The sequence below is a fragment of the Streptomyces sp. SudanB5_2050 genome, from assembly GCF_964272335.1.
Classification (GTDB): domain Bacteria; phylum Actinomycetota; class Actinomycetes; order Streptomycetales; family Streptomycetaceae; genus Streptomyces; species Streptomyces rochei.
In genome coordinates, this window is record NZ_OZ186760.1 from 6,993,848 (window position 1) to 7,010,900 (window position 17,053).

Here is a 17,053-nt window from a genome sequence, read left to right on the forward strand (position 1 = left end):
CGCCATGCGCAAGCAGTCCCTGAGCCGCACCTGCGCGGCCCTCGCCGCCGTCACCTCCCTCGCCCTGGCCGCCACCGCCTGCGGCGGCACCACCAAGGAGGACGTCGAGAACGAGGACGCGGCCGCCGCCACCGCCGGCAAGGCCGACCCGGACGCCCCCACCAAGAAGGGCCTGACCGTCGGCTTCCTGCCCAAGCAGGTCAACAACCCGTACTTCACCGTCGCCGACAAGGGCGGCGAGAAGGCCCTGAAGGAACTCGGCTCCGACTACAAGGAGGTCGGCCCCTCCAGCGGCACCGACACCGCCGGCCAGGTCTCCTACGTCAACACGCTCACCCAGCAGCAGGTCGACGCCATGGCCGTCTCCGCACAGGACCCGGGCGCGCTGTGCACCGCGCTCAAGCAGGCCATGAAGAGCGGGATCAAGGTCGTCACCTACGACTCCGACACCAACCCCGAGTGCCGCAACGCCTTCGTCTCCCAGGCGTCCGCCGACGCCCTCGGCCGCACCCAGGTGCGCCTGCTCGCCGAGCAGATCGGCAACAAGGGCGAGATCGCGATCCTCTCCGCCGCGCAGACCGCGACGAACCAGAACGCCTGGATCGAGATCATGAAGGACGAGCTGAAGGATCCGAAGTACAAGGACATCGAGCTGGTCGAGGTCGCCTACGGGGACGACGACGCCCAGAAGTCCTTCCAGCAGACCCAGGGCCTGCTCCAGGAGCACCCCGGCCTGAAGGGGATCATCTCCCCGACCACCGTCGGCATCAAGGCCGCCGCCCAGTACCTGTCGGGCTCCAAGTACAAGGGCAAGGTCAAGCTGACCGGCCTCGGCACCCCCAACGACATGCGCAAGTACGTCAAGAACGGCACCGTCGAGGCGTTCGAGCTCTGGGATCCGGCCAAGCTCGGCGAACTCGCCGCGCGCACCGCCGTCGCCCTGGCCTCCGGACAGATCACCGGCAAGGAGGGCGAGACCTTCGAGGCCGGCGCCATGGGCGAGTACACGATCGGCGAGGACGGCGTGATCGACCTCGGCGAGCCGACCGTCTTCGACGCCGAGAACATCGACCGGTACGACTTCTGACGCCCGCGCCCGCGTCCCCGCCCACGCCCGGCCCACACGTTCCCCCAGGAAGGCGGTACTCCGTGCAACGCGTCTGTTTCCTGCTCAAGGTCCGACCGGACCGGATCGCGGAGTACCGCGAACGCCACGCGGCGGTGTGGCCGGAGATGTGCGAGGCACTGACGGCCACCGGCTGGCACAACTACTCGCTCTTCCTGCGCGACGACGGCCTGCTCGTCGGCTACCTGGAGACCGAGGACTTCGACGCCGCCCGGGCGGGCATGGAGGCGACCGAGGTCAACGCCCGCTGGCAGGCCGAGATGGGCCCCCTCTTCGAGTCCCTCGACGGCGACCGCCCCGACGAGGCGATGAAACCGCTCACCGAGGTGTTCCACCTCGCCTGACACCCCTCCCGGGACGGCAGCCGCCCCCTCGGCACGGCGGCGGGCACGGCGGCGGTCTTCCCGGGACGGCGCGGGTAATGTGAAGGTCATCCGGCCGCCCGCGTCCCTGGGTGCGTTCCCCCCGCCCGACCCTGGAGGTCCCTGCCCGATGGCCCATTCCGTGGGTATCAAGGACGTCGCCCGCGCCGCCGGAGTATCCGTGGGCACGGTCTCCAACGTCATCAACCGCCCCGACACCGTCGCGACCGAGACCCGGGCGCGCGTGCTGTCGGCGATCGACCGGCTCGGCTATGTGCGCAGCGAGTCCGCGCGCCAGCTGCGTGCCGGCCGCAGCCGGATCATGGGGCTGCTCGTCCTCGACATGGGCAACCCCTTCTTCGTCGACGTCGCGCGCGGCGCCGAGCGGGCCGCGCGCGAGGCCGGGCTCGGCGTGATGGTCTGCAACAGCGCCCAGAGCCCCGGGGAGGAGGCCGAGTACCTCTCGCTCTTCGCCGAGCAGCGGGTGCGGGGCGTCCTGCTGACCCCCGCCGACGCCACCGGCCGCAACATCGAGGGGTTCCGGCGCCACAACATCCCCTTCGTACTGGTCGACCGGGTCGCCGAGGGCACCACCGAGTGCTCGGTCTCGGTGGACGACGTGGCGGGCGGGGCACTCGCGGTACGTCATCTGGTGGACGCCGGGCACCGCTCCCTCGCGTACGTCAGCGGACCGCCCGGCCTCCATCAGGTCCGCGACCGCCGCACCGGCGCCCTGGCCGCCCTAGCCGAGGCCGGCCTCGGTCCCGACGCCCTGCGCGAGCTGCCCACCGAGCGGCTCGACGTCGCCGCCGGCCGGGACGCCGGGGCCCGCCTGCTCGGCCTCGCCGACCGGCCCACCGCCGTCTTCTGCGCCAACGACCTGCTCGCCCTCGGCGTCCTCCAGGCCCTGTACGCCGCCGGTGTCAGCGTCCCGGACGACCTCGCGATCGTCGGCTACGACGACATCGAGTTCGCCGCCGCCGCCGCCGTCCCGCTCACCTCCGTGCGCCAGCCCGCCGTGACCATGGGCGCCATGGCCGCCGAACTGCTGCTGGAGGAGACCGAGCCGGCGGCCCCCGACCGGTCCCACGCCCACCGCCGGGTGGTGCTCCAGCCCGAGCTGGTGGTGCGCCGCTCCAGCCTCGCCGCCCGCTGACCCGTCGTTCAGCACGAATTCCGGTCCCGGGGGCCCGCCCCCGCAAGGCCGTGTGCTGAACTGGGTCCCGGCCGAAAGATCCGCCCGTGCGGTCCGACCGTACGATCCGTCCGTCCCGGGAGCCCCGTTGAGCGTCCGTTACCGCCAGCCCGGCGTCGTCCTCACCGATCGCCGTTTCACCGTGCCCCTCGACCACGCCGCCCCCGACGGCGAGACCATCGAGCTGTACGCCCGCGAGGTCGTCGCGAGCGACCGGGCGGACCGGGACGACCTGCCGTGGCTGGTCTACCTCCAGGGCGGCCCCGGCTTCGGGGCGAACCGTTTCATCGGCCGTCCCGCCTGGCTCGGCCGCGCCCTGAAGGAATACCGGGTCCTCCTGCTCGACCAGCGCGGCACCGGTGCCTCCACACCCGCCAACCGCCAGACCCTCCCGCTGCGCGGCGGCCCCGCCGAGCAGGCCGACTACCTGACCCACTTCCGTGCCGACGCCATCGTCCGCGACTGCGAGGCCATCCGCCCGCAGGTCACCGGCGGCGCCCCCTGGACGGTGCTCGGCCAGAGCTTCGGCGGCTTCTGCACCGTCGCCTACCTCTCGATGGCCCCCGAGGGCCTGAGTACCGCGCTGATCACCGGCGGGCTGCCCTCCCTGGACGCCCACGCCGACGACGTGTACCGGGCCGCCTACCCGCGCATCGAGCGCAAGGTCGCCGCGCACTACGCCCGCTACCCGCAGGACGTCGAGCGCGCCCGCCGCATCGCCGACCACCTGCTCACCCACGACGTCGTCCTGCCGAACGGCTACCGGCTCACCGTCGAGGCGTTCCAGTCCCTCGGCATCCTGCTCGGCGGCAGCGAGGGAAGCCACCGCCTGCACTTCCTGCTGGAGGACGCCTTCGTCCGCACCCCGCGTGGACCCGAGCTGTCCGACGCGTTCCAGGAGGAGGCGCAGTCCCTGCTCTCGTACGCGGGCCACCCGCTGTACGCCCTCGTCCACGAGGCCATCTACGGCCAGGACGCGCGCCCCACCGACTGGTCGGCCGAGCGGGTCCGCGCCGAGTTCCCGCAGTTCGACGCGGCCAAGGCCCTCGCGGGCGACGGGCCGCTGCTCTTCACCGGGGAGTCGGTCCACCCCTGGATGTTCGACTGCGACCCGGCGCTGCGCCCGCTGCGCGAGACGGCCGAACTGCTCGCCGCCCGCACCGACTGGACCCCGCTCTACGATCCCGCCCGCCTCGCCGCCAACGAGGTGCCGGCCGCCGCGGCCGTCTACCACGACGACATGTACGTCGACACCGCCCACGCCCTGACCACCGCCCGCGCCGTCCGCGGCCTGCGCACCTGGGTCACCGACGAGTTCGAGCACGACGGCGTCCGGGCCGGCGGCCCCCGCGTCCTGGACCGGCTGCTGGCACTCGCCCGCGACGAGGTCTGAGCGGCCGCGCCCCGATTGCCGGTGGGACGGCGGCGGCCCGGGTTACTGTGCGGGCATGACGGAGCCGACGATCACGCAACTGGAGCCCATGCCCGGCGACTGGCGGCGCGCCCTGGCCGTCGTCGCCCACCCGGACGACCTGGAGTACGGCTGCTCGGCGGCGATCGCCGCCTGGACCGACGAGGGCCGGGAGGTCGCCTACGTCCTCGCCTCCCGGGGCGAGGCGGGGATCGACACCCTGGCGCCCGCCGAGTGCGGCCCGCTGCGGGAGCGCGAGCAGCGGGCGAGCGCGGCCGTCGTCGGGGTCAGCGAGGTGGAGTTCCTCGACCACCGCGACGGCGTCATCGAGTACGGCACCGCGCTGCGCCGGGACATCGCCGCCGCGATCCGCCGGCACCGGCCCGAACTGGTCGTCACCCTCAACCACCGGGACACCTGGGGCGGCGTCGCCTGGAACACGCCGGACCACGTCGCCGTCGGGCGGGCCACGCTCGACGCGGCGGGCGACGCCGGCAACCGGTGGATCTTCCCGGAGCTGACCGAGCAGGGGCTGGAGCCCTGGGACGGCGTGCGCTGGGTGGCGGTCGCCGGTTCCTCCTCGCCCACGCACGCCGTGGACGCGACGCCGGGACTGGAGCGGGCGGTGCGCTCCCTGCTCGAACACCGCACCTACATCGAGGCGCTGACCGACGAGGACCCGGAGACGTACGTGCGCGGGTTCCTCGTCGGGTTCGCCGAGTCGGCGGGGGAGCGGTTCGGCGGGAAGCCGGCGGTCACCTTCGAGGTCTTCCCGCGGTAGCCGGGGCCGCCCGAGCCGTGGCCGGCCGGCGGTCCGTATGCTCGACGTCATGCGAGAACACACGGCCGACCTGGCGGAACTCCGCGGCGACTGCGAACGGTGCTTCGGTCTGTGCTGTGTGGCCCTGCCGTTCGCCCGGTCCGCGGACTTCGCCGTGGACAAGGAGGCCGGACGCCCCTGCTCCCACCTCCGGGACGACCACCGCTGCGCCATCCACGCCCGGCTGAGCCGCTCCGGCTTCACCGGCTGCACGGTCTACGACTGCTTCGGCGCCGGGCAGCGGGTCTCGCAGATCACCTTCGGCGGGCGGGACTGGCGCGGGGCACCGGCGGACCACGCCCGCCGCATGTTCGACGTGTTCCCGGTCGTCCGCCAGTTGCACGAACTGCTCCGGTACCTCACCGAGGCGCTGACGCTGCCCGCCGCCCGCCCGGTCCACGCCGACCTGCGCCGGGCCCTGGCCGAGACCGAGCGGGTCACCGGGGGGACGCCCGAGGAACTGGCCGCCCTGGACGTCGCCGCGCACCGGCAGCGGGTCAACGTCCTTCTGCTGCGCGCCAGCGAACTGGCGCGGGCCGGCACGCGCGGCCGGAAGAAGAACCGCCGGGGCGCCGACCTGATGGGCGCCCGCCTCAAGGGCGCCGACCTCAGCGGCGCGGACCTGCGCGGCGCGTACCTCATCGCCGCCGACCTCACCGGCGCCGACCTGCGGGGCGCCGACCTGATCGGCGCGGACCTGCGCGGTGCCGACCTGACCGACGCCGACCTCACGGGCGCCCTCTTCCTGACCCAGCCGCAGGTCACGGCGGCCCGGGGGAGCGCCGGCACCAGGCTGCCGGACTCAGTCGGCCGCCCCGCGCACTGGACAGCGGGAGGCTGACGCGGCGTCCTCGGCGTCCGACGCGGCGTCCTCGACGCCGGGCGCGCCGTCCGGGGCCGACGCGGTGCGGCCGGGCGCGGGCCGCCGCTCGAGACGCAGCCGCAGCCCCTCCGGCATCAGCGTCAGCCGCTCGGTCACCCGTAGCCGGTAGCCCGGCTCCGGCCGCAACTCGTAGCGGCGCAGCAGCAGTCCCAGGACCAGGGTCGCCTCGTGCAGCGCGAACTGGCGTCCGATGCAGGCCCGCGCCCCCGTCCCGAACGGCTTGAAGGTGTGCGGCGCCCGCGCCCGTACGGCCTTGGCGTCGAAGCGGTCCGGGTCGAACCGCTCGGCGTCCGGCCCCCACACCGCCGGGTCGCGGTGGAGCATCCCGGTCAGCACCAGGGCCCAGGCACCGCGCCGCATCGGATGCGTGCCGTCCAGCACCGTGTCCCGGCGGGCCTCGCGCGCGAAGGCGGGCGCCGTCGGCCACAGCCGCAGGGCCTCGTCCAGCACCCGGCGCACATAGCGCAGTTTGGCCACCTGCTCGTAGCCGGGAGCCTCGGTGCCGCCCCAGACCCGGTCCACCTCGGCGCGGGCGCGGGCCGCCACCTCCGGGTGCCGGGCGAGGTAGTGCAGGGCGAAGGAGAGCGCCCCGGAGGTGGTCTCGTGGCCGGCCACCAGGAAGGTGATGACCTGGCGCCGGACGTTCTGTGCCGACAGCCGCTCACCGGTCTCCGGATGGGCTGTCTCCAGCATCCGGTCGAGCAGGTCGCCCGTCGCGCTCCCGCCGGCGGTCCGGCGCGCCCGTATCAGGTCGTCGACCGTGCGGTTGAGGTACGCGATGTCGGCGGTGTTGCGGCGGCTCGCGCCGCGCAGCAGCCACGGGGCGAGCGGCGCGGGCACCGTGTTCAGGCGCTGGGCATAGCCGAGGGTGCCGACCATCGCGGTCACGAAGGGGTGCGGGCGGGAGCGTTCGAAGGAACCGAAGTCGTGTCCGAAGCCGGTGCGCGAGATCGTCTCCAGGGTCAGCTTGGTCATGTCCCCGGGCACGTCCACCGGCCGGCCCTGCGCCACGGCCCGGTCCCAGTGGCCGGTGAGGCGCGCGGCCACGTCCAGCATCATCACGTGGTAGCCCGCCATGGCCTCCCGGCTGAACCCGGGCGCCAGCACGTCGTGCGCGAGCTGCCAGTTGGACTCGTGGTTGTACGCCGTGAACAGCCCGTCCCCGGCGACCGGCCGCAGGTTGGCCACGCCCAGGCCCACGTGCTTGGCGAAGCGCGTCTCGTCCGCGAGGTCGGCGGCGAGGGAGGCGCCCCACACGAACACGAACTCCTTGCCGAAGGCCCGCCGCCGGAAGATCGGGCCCAGCCGCCGGGCGTATCGCAGCGAGTCCTGCATCGGGGTGCTGCGGCTCGCCCCGATCACATCCCCGAGCAGCGGGAGCCGGTAGGGCGGGCGGGGGATGCGGTGCAGCTCCGGCCAGCCCAGCTCGGCGCTGCGGAAACCCTTCGGAAGGCCGTCCGGTGCCAGTCGTTCGGTCGTCTCCGCCATGACGCGATCTCCCTTGACGCAGCGGCGTGTTGCACGTGCCGGGCAAGCGTGTTGTACATGGATTCAATAACGCGCCCACAGTCTCGACCCGTTGTTGAACCGACGTCAAGTAAGGTGCGGGCATGGCCGCGAACCAGGGCGAGCGCACCCGCCGCAGGCTCAGTACCGAGGAGCGCCGGGAGCAGCTGCTCTCGGTGGGCGCGCGACTGTTCTCGGAGAGCCCCTACGACGACGTGTGGATCGAGCGGGTCGCCGAGATCGCCGGGGTCTCCCGCGGGCTGCTGTACCACTACTTCCCGAACAAGCGGGACTTCTTCGCGGCGGTCGTCGAGCGCGAGAGCGAGCGGATGCTGCGGATGACGGCGGCCGTGCCGGGGGTGCCGGTGCGCGAACAGCTCGCGGCGGGCCTCGGCGCGTACCTGGAGTACGTCCGGGCCCACGCCCACGGCTACCGCGCCTTCCATCGCGCCGACGCGACCGGGGACCAGGCGGTGCGCCGGGTCTACCGCAAGGCGCTCGCCGCCCAGGAGCGGCAGATCCTCGCGGCGCTGGCCGCCGACCCGGAGTTCGGTCCGTCCTTCGGGGAGCGCACCGAGGTGCGGCTGGCGGTGCGCGGCTGGCTGGCGTTCACCACCGCGGTCTGCCTGGAGTGGCTGCGGGACCCGGAGCCGAGCCCGGAGCAGGTGCGTGACCTGTGCGCACGGGCCCTGCTCGGCGCCATCGCGTCGTGAGCGCCCCCGTCGCGCTCCGGACGCGCCGTCAGACCGCCTGAACGCGCCGCCCGCCGCGCCGAAGAGGGCCGGCGGAGATCCCGGCCGTGGTTGGCGCACGCCCCGATCTCGGATAGGTTAGGTGAGCCTTACCTAATGAGCTTGAACATGGGCCTGCCAAAGAGCCTGCCAATGAACTGACGACGGAGGTTGGGGATGGGTGACAGCCACATCTGGACGGCCGCGCCTGCCGCTGCGGAACGGGCCCGCTCCGTGCTCGCCGCCGCCTGGTCCTGCGCGGTGACCGCGGACGGGGGACGCGAGGAGCTCGTCGGCGCGCACAGCGTCGCCGACGACGGCCGGGTGCTGCTGCACGTGCCCGAGGACAGTGCGCTGCTCGCGGCGGCGATCTGCGCGCCCCGCGGCGAGCCGTCCGCCGTACTGGAGTTCGCCGACGTGGCGCCCGTCCCGGTCCGGGGCAGGATCAGGGCCCGGCTCTGGCTCGCGGGCTGGTTCGCCCCGGAGGACGGCCACTTGGCCTTCACCCCCACGCGCGTGGTGCTGCGGCAGTCCTCGGGCGCCGTGGTCGTCGACCTCGACGAGTTCGCCACCGCCGCGCCCGACCCGCTGGCCCTGGCCGAGGCCCGGCTGCTGACCCACCTCGCCGACTGCCACGGCGACGCGGTCGAGCGGCTGACCCGGCTCGTGGACGCCGACAGCCTGCACGGCGCGGTCCGGGTGTGGCCCCTCGCCGTCGACCGGCACGGGCTCACGCTGCGCATCGAGCGCGCCCGCGCCCACGGTGACGTACGCCTGCCCTTCCACGCGCCCGCCGACGACATCGCCCGGCTCACGGAGCGGATGCACGTGCTGCTGGCGCAGGCGAGCGCCGCGTCCTGCCCCCGGGCCCTGCAGCGGCAGCGCACCGACGGCGAGGGGTGAGGACGGGCGGCGGTCCGCCGCCCGCGCGGGGTGCCCGCGGTACCCGTGCGAGGTGCCGGCGGTACCGGCGCGGGGTGCCCGCGGTACGCGTGCGGGCGTCCTCATGAGGAGCGCCGCGCGGCACCGCGCCGCTTCCGCCTGCGCGGCCGGGCCCGCAGACGGGCCCGCAGCCGGTCGCGCAGCCGGGTCAGCCGGGGCATGCGTTCGCGCTGCTCGCGCGTGTGCCGGTCCAGCTCCTCCAGCAGCCGACGCGAACGGTGCTCGGTGTCCATCTCGTCGATGATGCGGTTGACCTCGGTCAGCACCGCGCCCTGCAACTGCCACTGCCGCGGGTCGCGCTGCACCTGTGCGAGCAGGAGCCCGGCGAGTCTGTCCCGGGTGACCGCGGCCTGGCGCAGCTGGGCGGAGAGGCGCTCCTCCGCGGACTCGGCGTCGTCGCTCACGCTGGTGGTGACCAGGACCGCGAAGCTGACCACGGCGTCGGCGATCTCCGCCAGGAGCTGTTCGACGGCGGCGCCGGTCTCGGGGGGGAAGAGGGGGTCCGGTTCGCGTTCCTTCGCGAGGTCGGTGAAGGTGCGGGCCAGTACCCGCATCACCACCGTGCAGATCTCCAGTGTGTCCAGACCCGAGCGCAGCACCACCCGGTGCAGCAGTCCCTCGCGCACCCGGGGGTTGAGCCGCAGGCTGTCCTCGGCCTGCCGCAGGTCCTCGTCCACCTCGCCGATGTCGTGGTCGAGGCGGCGGGCCTCGTGCAGCCGGGCCGCCGCCTCGTGGAACGCCGTGTGTCCCGCGGCCTCCTCGCCCATCCTCAGCATCAGCTGCCGCACCCGTCGGGCCAGCCCCTCGATCGACTCGCCCGCCTGCTCCACCCACACCGGGGGCGCGAGCACCAGGTTGAAGGCCAGTCCGACGATCGCGCCGATCAGCGTCTCCACCACCCGCGCCCACGCCAGGGTCCCGTGCGAGGTCACGCCGAGCACCAGCATCGCGCTGATCGCCACCTCGGCCACGAACTCGTGCGCCCGCACCAGATGGCCGACGCCGAGCGCCGCCACGATCACCAGGGCCAGACTCCACCAGCTCAGTCCGACCAGTTGGCTGAAGAGGATGGCGACCAGGACACCGGCCACCACGGCGTTCACCCGGCGGAAGCTCATCTTGAGGGTGGCGTACAGGGTGACCTGCACGACCAGCAGCGCGGTGAGGGGCGCGGTGAGCGGCGCCGCCGACTTGTCGGGGGTCAGCCGCACCGCGATCACATAGGCGATCGACGCCGCGGCGGCCGAGCGCAGCGCCTGCACGACCATCGGGTCCCTGAGCCACTTCACCCGCCGCAGGGCCGACGCGGCCCTCTCACGTACCTCGTGCATCCTCGGGCTGTTCCCTTCCCCAGGCGCCTCGAACGTATCCGGACAGGACGGTAACCGGACGAAGGGGGACGGGAAGGGTCATACGCGCCGTGCGCCGCGGCGCGTCCGGGATCTTCAGGCGTTCACCTTGGCGAGGAAGGCCGACAGGTTGCCCATGGTCCGGGCGATCTGCTCCTCCAGGGACAGGCTCTCCTCGAAGCGGGCACCGCCCTCCGGCACCTTCTTGCCCCGCAGGTACAGCGAACAGGCCAGGTCGGTGCACATGTACAGGCCGACCGAGTTGCCCTCGCGGCCCGCCGGGCCCGCCTTGCGGGCGGTCATCAGCGACACACCGCCCCGCGGATGGGTCGTCAGGCACAGGGCGCACAGACTGCGCTGGAGGAAGCCGGACCGGCCCGGCTGGAAGCGCAGGGCCACGCCGGTCAGCCGCCCGTCGTCCTCTTCGCGGACCAGATAGCTGCGGTCGGGCGCGCCCGGATCGCGCCAGCCGAGGAAGTCGAGATCGTCCCAGGGGCGCTCGCCGAGGTCGCGGGGGACGGCCAGACGCTTGGCCTCGCCCTTGGAGCAGTTGACGAAGGAGTTGCGGATGTCCTGCTCGGTAAGGGCTCTCATGGGATCTCCCAGGGTTCGGTGACGGAAGCAACCTAGGGCCTCTAGGTTTCCACCTAGCGTAGATAGCCACGGGGGAGGGGTGCCAACGAATTTGCCGCGCGCCCGCCGTCCACCGCCGTCCACCGCCGTCCACCGCCGTCCGGGGTCGCCGCCGGAGCGGACCGGAGGCCGCGCGGACGTTTCGCGGGCGGGCGGAGAGGTACCCGCTGCCGCCCGGACGACCCGCAGCGAAGCAGAGAGGCAGTGCGCCGTGACCGATCACCGACTCGAAGGACCGGGGGAGAACGGCGACCCCGTCCCCCGGGACATGCCGGACCAGCAGGCGGGCGCCGGTGACGACCCCTGGGAGGCCGCCGCCCCCACGCGGGAGCAACTGGAGCAGGGTCAGCGCACCGAGGACGCCGACGACGCCGACGACGCCGACGACGAGGACGGGACCGGCGGCACCGACGTGCCCGACACGGACGAGGCGGGGACCGGCCGTCAGGGACACCCGCACTCGGGGGCCGTCCACCCGGAGCACCCGGTGCCCGACGAGTCCTCCGGCTGAGGGCGACCCGGGACACCCGCACACACACCGGCCGACCGGACCCCCGACCGGGGACGTGTCGGCTCGCGGCTCACCCATGGCGGTCCCGCCGTGCCCGGCCGTGCGCGGTCCCCTGCCGGCCCTGTCGGCCGTTCCCGGCCGCCGTCCGTCGGGGGACCGCCAGGGAGGCGCGGCCGGCCGTCGCCGCGCCTCCCGGGCCCGGTCAGCCCACCTTGCGTCCGCGCAGTGGCTCCGTGGCGGCTCCCGCGCCCTCCCGGAAGCCCCGCAGGAACTCCTCCAGCACCTCGGTGGCCGTGTGCACCGGCCGCCAGCCCAGCTCCGCCCGTGCCCGTGTGCAGTCCATCAGCGGCAACCGCAGCACCGCGTCGAACAGGTGCGGGGAGGCCGGCAGCAGATGCAGCCCCCACGCCGCGGCGATGGCGGAGCGGGCCGCGCTGCGGGGCAGCCGCACCGGCCGTGCGCCCATCAGCTCGCCCAGCAGTTCCGCGTCGACCGGCGGCTCGGCGGCGAGGTTGTACGGCCCCCGGGCGTCCTCGTCACGCACCGCCAGCCGGTACGCGTTCGCCGCGTCGTCGGTGTGCAGCGCCTGCACGCGGAGCCCGGGCACGTCGGGCAGGAAGGGCAGCAGCTCCGGACGGGCGAGCGGGCCGGGGAGGTACTTGCCGCCGAAGATCCGGCGTTGTTCACTGGCCGACTCCCGCTTGAAGAGGAAGGCCGGCCGCATCCGGACCACCCGTGTCCCCGGGTGGTCGCGTTCGAAGGTGTCCAGGACCCGTTCCAGGTACGCCTTCTCCCGGCAGTACGCCGCGTCGGGCCAGCCGTGGGTCGGCCACGACTCGTCCACCGCGCGGTCCTTGGGGCCCGGCGAGTAGGCGCCCACCGACGAGGCGTGCACCAGGGCCGGCACGCCGGCCGCGGCCACCGCCTCGAAGACCCGCAGCGAGCCCAGCACGTTGGTGCGCCACGTCGTCGCCGGGTCGTGCGTCGGCTGGAAGGCCCAGGCCAGGTGCACCACCGCGTCGGCGCCCGCGAGGTGTCCGGACAGATCGGCCCGGTCCGAGGCCAGGTCCACCGCGGCCCATTCCGTCTTCTCGGGTGACCACCGGGGAGTACGCCGGGCCAGTCCCAGCACGGAGGCGACCTCCGGGTCCTGCGAGAGAAGCCGCACCACGCTGGTGCCCACGTTGCCGGTGGCCCCCGTGACCACGACCCTGATGCCCGTTCCACTGCTCACCTTGCGCTCCTCTCGGTGACTCGCCCGTACGGCCGTCACCGGGTACCCGCCCCTGCGGCCGGGCACGCCGAAGGACCGGCACGAGGAACCGGGAGGGGAGGGGCCGGACAAGGAGGAGCCGGGAGGGGAGGGGCCGGACAAGGAGAAGCCCCGACCGCGACGGGGGAATCACGGTCGGGGCGGTACGAGGTGGGTACGGATGGCGGTCGCCTCTCGGCGAAAGGCTCCACAGGGCTTCAGCCGAACGATCTTCCCTGTGGGCGAAAGGTGAGGCCCGGGGACACTGTCCCATCCGTACCCACGCTCTCTTCAACGGGGGAGGGCCCGCCGGTGTTCCACCGTCTGTCGGGATTTGGGGTGATGTGTGTCACTGGGAGCGGTGCGTGGGGACGATCTCGGCCCACAGGTTCTCGGCCTGCAGCAGCAGCGTGCCCAGCACCGCCGTCCGCGCCGCGTCCTGCCCGGCGTGCTCCTGGAGCCCCTGCTGGAGCCGCCGGTGCAGCTCCTCCATCGTCTCCTCCGTCTCCTCGCGGGGACGCGGATCGGCGTCCTCGCCCAGCATCCGGTCGGCCTCCGCGTGACAGGAGTCGCCGATCAGCCGCAGCAGGCGCGCGTACAGGTCCAGCGCCGGGCCCTCGGGCGGGGCCGGGGTCCGGTTCTCGTCGGCGGCCACCGCCAGCGTCCGGGTCAGCGCCGTGATGTGCCCGGTGACCCTGCTCCAGCGCTGGTCCTCGTCCTCGGGCGGCACGGCGGCGGTGGGCGCGCGGCGCAGCGCGCGCAGCGGACCCGAGGTCAGGCGCAGGCTCTCCCGGCTCCAGGACCGGGCCGACTCGAGCGCCCGCAGGCGCCGCTGCAGCCGCGCGGCGTCGTCCGACCAGCCGGCCGCGGTCTGCGCGTCCCACTCGGACGCGCGCAGGTCGTCCGCCACCGAGCGCAGGACGTCGCCCGCCTCCCGGGCCAGCCCGGCGAGGTTCTCCGGTACGTCGCGCAGGTGGATCGGCGGCAGTACGAGGGCGTTGACCGCGACGCCGATCACCGCGCCGAGCGCCGCCTGGCCCACCCGGTGCCCGACCGCCGACGCGGAGACGGCCGTGCCGGAGGCCAGCACGAAGACCGCGGTGGTGGCCGTGTAGATGCCCTGCCCGCCGAAGCGGGACCAGTTCGAGATCAGCATCAGCACCGGCAGGGACAGCGCCAGCGCCCCCGTGTTGTCGTCCGTGATGGCCTGCGCCGCCGACGCCACCAGGGCCCCCGCGCAGATCGCCGTGAACTGCTGCCCGGCCTGCCGCACCGAGCTGTAGACGGTGGCCTGTACGAGGACCAGCGCCACCCAGGGCGCCATCAGGGCCATGGGATCGTCCAGCCAGACGCCCGCCACGGCCCAGGCGATCAGCGCGGCGCCGGCCGCCTTCAGGGACTGCACGACCAGATCGCGTTCGCGTCCGGGCCCCTGCCAGGCGGCCCGGGCCGCCCGCCCGACGGCACGCGCCTCCCACCCCACCGCGGCCAGCGGCCGCCGCCCCCGGAACATCTCGCGGACGGTATGTGTCACAGCGGTCATACGGCGCCGGACATCCCCTCGACGGGCCGAAGCCTCCGGCGACGGAGACGGGTCACGACACGGTGGCTCATGCGAACGGGCTCTCCTTCAGCGAGGCCAGCAGGTCGGCCGGATCGGCGTAGACCGCGTCCGCGCCCGCCTCCTCCAGGTCGGCGCGGGGCAGCCCGCCGCACAGCACGGCCACACAGCGCACCCCGGCCCTGCTGCCCGCGCGCATGTCCCAGACGGTGTCACCGACGAACACGGCCCGCTCGGCCGGCACCCCGGCCAGCTCCAGGGCGTGCTCCACCGGCTCGGGCGCCGGCTTCCCGGCCGCCACGTCGTCGGCGCTCGCGGTGGCGGCGATGGCGTCGTCCGCGTCGATCGCCCGCCGCAGCGCGCCCAGCTCGGCCCCGCCCGCGGAGGTGGCGAGGACCACCTTCCAGCCGTCCCGGGCCAGGCGCCGCAGCAGCTCCCCGGCGTCCGGCAGCGCCGGCAGCCGGTCGAAGTACTGCCCGTACAGCGCCTTGTGCGCGGCGCTGAGCCCCGCGTCCTGGTCGGTGTCCCGGTCCTCGCCCAGCAGATGCCCGATGAGGTCGGTCGAGGCGAGCCCCACGGCCCGGTGGATCGCGTGCATCGGCACCTGATGACCTGCCTGCCGGAACGCCTCCCACCAGGTCGTCACATGCAGGTGATTGGTGTCGACGAGGGTCCCGTCGACGTCGAACACGGCTGCCCGTTCCATGCACCGTTCCCTTCCTGGTCCGTGGTTCGAGCAGCGAGTACCACGTCAGCGGCCCGCCACTCCGGACGGAAGGCGGCCCTCACGGGTCCAGGCGAGCAGGTCCTCCAACGGCCAGGTGGTGACCACCCGCTCCGGGGGCACCCCGCACTCCTCGGCCCGCGCGCACCCGTGGGCCTGCCAGTCCAGCTGGCCGGGCGCGTGCGCGTCGGTGTCGACGGAGAACAGCACCCCCGCGTCCACGGCCCGGCGCAGCAGCCGGCGCGGCGGGTCCAGCCGCTCCGGCCTGCTGTTGATCTCCACCGCCGTGCCGGACTCCGCGCAGGCGGCGAACACCTCGTCCGCGTCGAACTGGGACTCGGGCCGTCCCCGGCCGGTCAGCAGTCGCCCGGTGCAGTGCCCCAGGATGTCCGCGTGCGGGTCGCGTACGGCCCGCACCATGCGGCGCGTCATGGCGCGGGCGTCCATCCGCAGCTTGGAGTGGACCGACACCACGACCACGTCCAGCCGCTCCAGCAGCTCCGGCTCCTGGTCCAGCGAGCCGTCGTCGAGGATGTCGCACTCGATGCCGGTCAGCAGCCGGAACGGGGCCCAGCCCTCGTTCAGCTCCGCCACCACGTCCAACTGCTCGCGCAGCCGCTCGGGGGACAGGCCGCGCGCCACCGTCAGCCGCGGCGAGTGGTCGGTGAGCGCCGCCCACTCGTGCCCGAGCGCCGCCGCCGTACGGCCCATCTCCTCGATCGGGCTGCCGCCGTCGGACCAGTCGGAGTGCAGGTGGCAGTCGCCGCGCAGCAGCTCCCGCAGCCGCTCACCGCCCCGGGCGAGCGGGGCGTCCGCCTCGCCCTCCAGCTTCTCCAGGTACCCGGGCACCCGCCCGGCCAGTGCGTCGCGCGCCACCTGCGCCGTCTTGGGTCCCACGCCCTTCAGCGACTCCAGCGAACCGGCCCGCTCGCGCAGCTCGTCCCCGGTCAGCTCCCCGAGCACCCGGGCCGCGGTGCGGAAGGCGCGGACGCGGTACGTCGGCGCCTGGGACCGCTCCAGAAGGAACGCGATGCGCTCCAGTGCCTCGACGGGCTCCATCGCCACCTCCTCCTCCGGCACGTCCAGGGTTCCCCAGTGCCCCGGGGACCGCACCACGGGCCGGGCGGTTTCCCCGGACCGCACGCGGGTACTGCGACGCCCCGCGCACCCGCGCCGCCGAGCGCGCGGAGCGGGCACCGGAGAGCCGAGCGGAGCCACGAGGAGGCCGTCATGTCCAGCCCCAGCCCGTCCGAGGTCAGGGTGGCCGTCGTCACCGGGGCCGACTCCGGCATCGGTCGCGCCACCGCCGTACGCCTGGCCGAGGCGGGGATGGACGTCGGCATCACCTGGCACACCGACGAGGAGGGCGCCGAACGGACCGCCGAGGAGGTCCGCGCGCGGGGCCGGCGGGCCGAGACCGCCCGGGTGGACCTGACCCGGCTGCCCGAGGCCGCGGAGACCGTCGACGGACTGTGCGACCGGCTCGGCCGCGTCGACGTCCTGGTGAACAACGCCGGGACGGGCACCGCCACCCCCTTCCTCGACCTGGGGCTCGACGACCTCCGGCACGTCCTCGACGTGGACCTCGCCGGCCCCTTCCTGTGCGGCCAGAAGGCCGCCCGGCGCATGATCGCCCAGGGCGGGGGCGGCCGGATCGTCAACGTCACCTCCGTCCACGAGCACCAGCCCCGGGTGGGCGCCGCCCCGTACTGCGCGGCCAAGGGCGGGCTCGGCCTGCTCACCCAGGTCATGGCGATCGAACTGGCCGAGCACGGCATCACCGTGAACGCGGTGGCCCCCGGTGAGATCGCCACGCCCATGACCGGCCAGGAGGACACCGACCCGCACACCGAGCGCCGCCCCGGCGTGCCGCTGGGCCGGCCCGGCGACGCCCGCGAGGTGGCCGCCGTGATCGCCTTCCTCGCCGGCCCCGACGCCTCGTACGTCACGGGCGCGTCCTGGAGCGTGGACGGCGGCATGCTCCGGATGGGCCCGATGGCCGGATCCCATCTGACGGGCGACGACTGGCGTCGGCCCTGAGGGGTCG

The 17,053-nt window shown here is 74.2% G+C and carries 17 protein-coding genes; 10 read left to right on the forward strand and 7 right to left on the reverse strand.

The window, feature by feature from the left end:
• Positions 1–4: 4 nt before the first annotated feature.
• The 6 genes from rhaS to ACFZP7_RS30685 all read left to right on the forward strand — a co-directional run bounded on the left by rhaS (position 5) and on the right by ACFZP7_RS30685 (position 5,755).
• Positions 5–1,087, forward strand: coding sequence for a rhamnose ABC transporter substrate-binding protein (rhaS, locus tag ACFZP7_RS30660; protein WP_385637164.1), 1,083 nt, complete (start codon positions 5–7; stop codon positions 1,085–1,087).
• Positions 1,088–1,149: 62 nt separating this feature from the next.
• Entirely contained in the window at positions 1,150–1,470 is a 321-nt protein-coding gene (locus tag ACFZP7_RS30665; protein WP_019327688.1) for an L-rhamnose mutarotase, read from the forward strand.
• A gap of 148 nt (positions 1,471–1,618) precedes the next feature.
• Entirely contained in the window at positions 1,619–2,644 is a 1,026-nt protein-coding gene (locus tag ACFZP7_RS30670; protein WP_385637167.1) for a LacI family DNA-binding transcriptional regulator, read from the forward strand.
• A gap of 127 nt (positions 2,645–2,771) precedes the next feature.
• Positions 2,772–4,076 carry an alpha/beta fold hydrolase gene (locus ACFZP7_RS30675; protein WP_385637169.1) on the forward strand — a complete coding sequence of 435 codons (1,305 nt, stop codon included), beginning with the start codon at positions 2,772–2,774 and terminating at the stop codon, positions 4,074–4,076.
• A 55-nt stretch (positions 4,077–4,131) separates the two neighbouring features.
• The gene (locus ACFZP7_RS30680) at positions 4,132–4,875 is read left to right on the forward strand and encodes a PIG-L deacetylase family protein (RefSeq protein WP_019327691.1); all 744 of its coding nucleotides are present in this window, start codon (positions 4,132–4,134) and stop codon (positions 4,873–4,875) included.
• Positions 4,876–4,924: 49 nt separating this feature from the next.
• Positions 4,925–5,755, forward strand: coding sequence for a pentapeptide repeat-containing protein (locus ACFZP7_RS30685; RefSeq protein WP_385637172.1), 831 nt, complete (start codon positions 4,925–4,927; stop codon positions 5,753–5,755).
• Here the strand turns inward: ACFZP7_RS30685 and ACFZP7_RS30690 are convergent.
• Entirely contained in the window at positions 5,717–7,285 is a 1,569-nt protein-coding gene (locus ACFZP7_RS30690; protein ID WP_031015935.1) for a cytochrome P450, read from the reverse strand. The two genes, ACFZP7_RS30685 and ACFZP7_RS30690, sit on opposite strands and share 39 nt — an antisense overlap.
• A gap of 122 nt (positions 7,286–7,407) precedes the next feature.
• Here ACFZP7_RS30690 and ACFZP7_RS30695 point away from each other — a divergent pair, with 122 nt between their 5' ends.
• Together ACFZP7_RS30695 and ACFZP7_RS30700 are read left to right on the forward strand one after the other, a co-directional pair.
• The gene (locus tag ACFZP7_RS30695) at positions 7,408–8,016 is read left to right on the forward strand and encodes a TetR/AcrR family transcriptional regulator (protein WP_019327694.1); all 609 of its coding nucleotides are present in this window, start codon (positions 7,408–7,410) and stop codon (positions 8,014–8,016) included.
• 195 nt (positions 8,017–8,211) lie between these two features.
• Entirely contained in the window at positions 8,212–8,937 is a 726-nt protein-coding gene (locus tag ACFZP7_RS30700) for a DUF2470 domain-containing protein (RefSeq protein ID WP_385637175.1), read from the forward strand.
• Positions 8,938–9,038: 101 nt separating this feature from the next.
• Here ACFZP7_RS30700 and ACFZP7_RS30705 read toward each other — a convergent pair whose 3' ends face one another.
• Entirely contained in the window at positions 9,039–10,307 is a 1,269-nt protein-coding gene (locus tag ACFZP7_RS30705; protein WP_355513353.1) for an FUSC family protein, read from the reverse strand.
• Between the two features lie 114 nt (positions 10,308–10,421).
• On the reverse strand, positions 10,422–10,919 hold the full coding sequence (locus tag ACFZP7_RS30710) for an FBP domain-containing protein (RefSeq protein WP_019327697.1): 498 nt from the start codon (positions 10,917–10,919) through the stop codon (positions 10,422–10,424).
• Between the two features lie 250 nt (positions 10,920–11,169).
• Between ACFZP7_RS30710 and ACFZP7_RS30715 the strand changes: the two genes are divergently transcribed.
• The gene (locus tag ACFZP7_RS30715; protein WP_385637177.1) at positions 11,170–11,469 is read left to right on the forward strand and encodes a hypothetical protein; all 300 of its coding nucleotides are present in this window, start codon (positions 11,170–11,172) and stop codon (positions 11,467–11,469) included.
• Positions 11,470–11,671: 202 nt separating this feature from the next.
• On the opposite strand, the gene ACFZP7_RS30720 is transcribed toward ACFZP7_RS30715, so the two are convergent.
• From ACFZP7_RS30720 to ACFZP7_RS30735, 4 genes are all read right to left on the reverse strand, one after another.
• Positions 11,672–12,703 (reverse strand): SDR family oxidoreductase, encoded by a 1,032-nt coding sequence (locus ACFZP7_RS30720; RefSeq protein WP_062133509.1) that lies wholly within the window; start codon positions 12,701–12,703, stop codon positions 11,672–11,674.
• Positions 12,704–13,070: 367 nt separating this feature from the next.
• Positions 13,071–14,264 (reverse strand): aromatic acid exporter family protein, encoded by a 1,194-nt coding sequence (locus tag ACFZP7_RS30725; protein ID WP_385637180.1) that lies wholly within the window; start codon positions 14,262–14,264, stop codon positions 13,071–13,073.
• Between the two features lie 67 nt (positions 14,265–14,331).
• Positions 14,332–14,988: an HAD family hydrolase gene (locus ACFZP7_RS30730; RefSeq protein ID WP_019327701.1), complete on the reverse strand. Its 657-nt coding sequence runs from the start codon at positions 14,986–14,988 to the stop codon at positions 14,332–14,334.
• 45 nt (positions 14,989–15,033) lie between these two features.
• Positions 15,034–16,065 carry a PHP domain-containing protein gene (locus ACFZP7_RS30735; RefSeq protein WP_385638549.1) on the reverse strand — a complete coding sequence of 344 codons (1,032 nt, stop codon included), beginning with the start codon at positions 16,063–16,065 and terminating at the stop codon, positions 15,034–15,036.
• Positions 16,066–16,236: 171 nt separating this feature from the next.
• On the opposite strand from ACFZP7_RS30735, the gene ACFZP7_RS30740 reads away from it, so the two are divergent.
• Positions 16,237–17,046: an SDR family oxidoreductase gene (locus tag ACFZP7_RS30740; protein ID WP_019327703.1), complete on the forward strand. Its 810-nt coding sequence runs from the start codon at positions 16,237–16,239 to the stop codon at positions 17,044–17,046.
• Positions 17,047–17,053 lie beyond the last annotated feature (7 nt).

Coding starts and splice junctions, on each gene's coding strand:
- ACFZP7_RS30680 (WP_019327691.1), top strand. CDS start 4,132: ATGACGGAGCCGACGATCACGCAACTGGAGCCCATGCCCGGCGACTGG.
- ACFZP7_RS30725 (WP_385637180.1), bottom strand. CDS start 14,264: ATGACCGCTGTGACACATACCGTCCGCGAGATGTTCCGGGGGCGGCGG.
- ACFZP7_RS30730 (WP_019327701.1), bottom strand. CDS start 14,988: ATGGAACGGGCAGCCGTGTTCGACGTCGACGGGACCCTCGTCGACACC.
- ACFZP7_RS30735 (WP_385638549.1), bottom strand. CDS start 16,065: ATGGAGCCCGTCGAGGCACTGGAGCGCATCGCGTTCCTTCTGGAGCGG.
- ACFZP7_RS30690 (WP_031015935.1), bottom strand. CDS start 7,285: ATGGCGGAGACGACCGAACGACTGGCACCGGACGGCCTTCCGAAGGGT.
- ACFZP7_RS30700 (WP_385637175.1), top strand. CDS start 8,212: ATGGGTGACAGCCACATCTGGACGGCCGCGCCTGCCGCTGCGGAACGG.
- ACFZP7_RS30670 (WP_385637167.1), top strand. CDS start 1,619: ATGGCCCATTCCGTGGGTATCAAGGACGTCGCCCGCGCCGCCGGAGTA.
- ACFZP7_RS30740 (WP_019327703.1), top strand. CDS start 16,237: ATGTCCAGCCCCAGCCCGTCCGAGGTCAGGGTGGCCGTCGTCACCGGG.
- ACFZP7_RS30705 (WP_355513353.1), bottom strand. CDS start 10,307: ATGCACGAGGTACGTGAGAGGGCCGCGTCGGCCCTGCGGCGGGTGAAG.
- ACFZP7_RS30710 (WP_019327697.1), bottom strand. CDS start 10,919: ATGAGAGCCCTTACCGAGCAGGACATCCGCAACTCCTTCGTCAACTGC.
- ACFZP7_RS30685 (WP_385637172.1), top strand. CDS start 4,925: ATGCGAGAACACACGGCCGACCTGGCGGAACTCCGCGGCGACTGCGAA.
- ACFZP7_RS30695 (WP_019327694.1), top strand. CDS start 7,408: ATGGCCGCGAACCAGGGCGAGCGCACCCGCCGCAGGCTCAGTACCGAG.
- rhaS (WP_385637164.1), top strand. CDS start 5: ATGCGCAAGCAGTCCCTGAGCCGCACCTGCGCGGCCCTCGCCGCCGTC.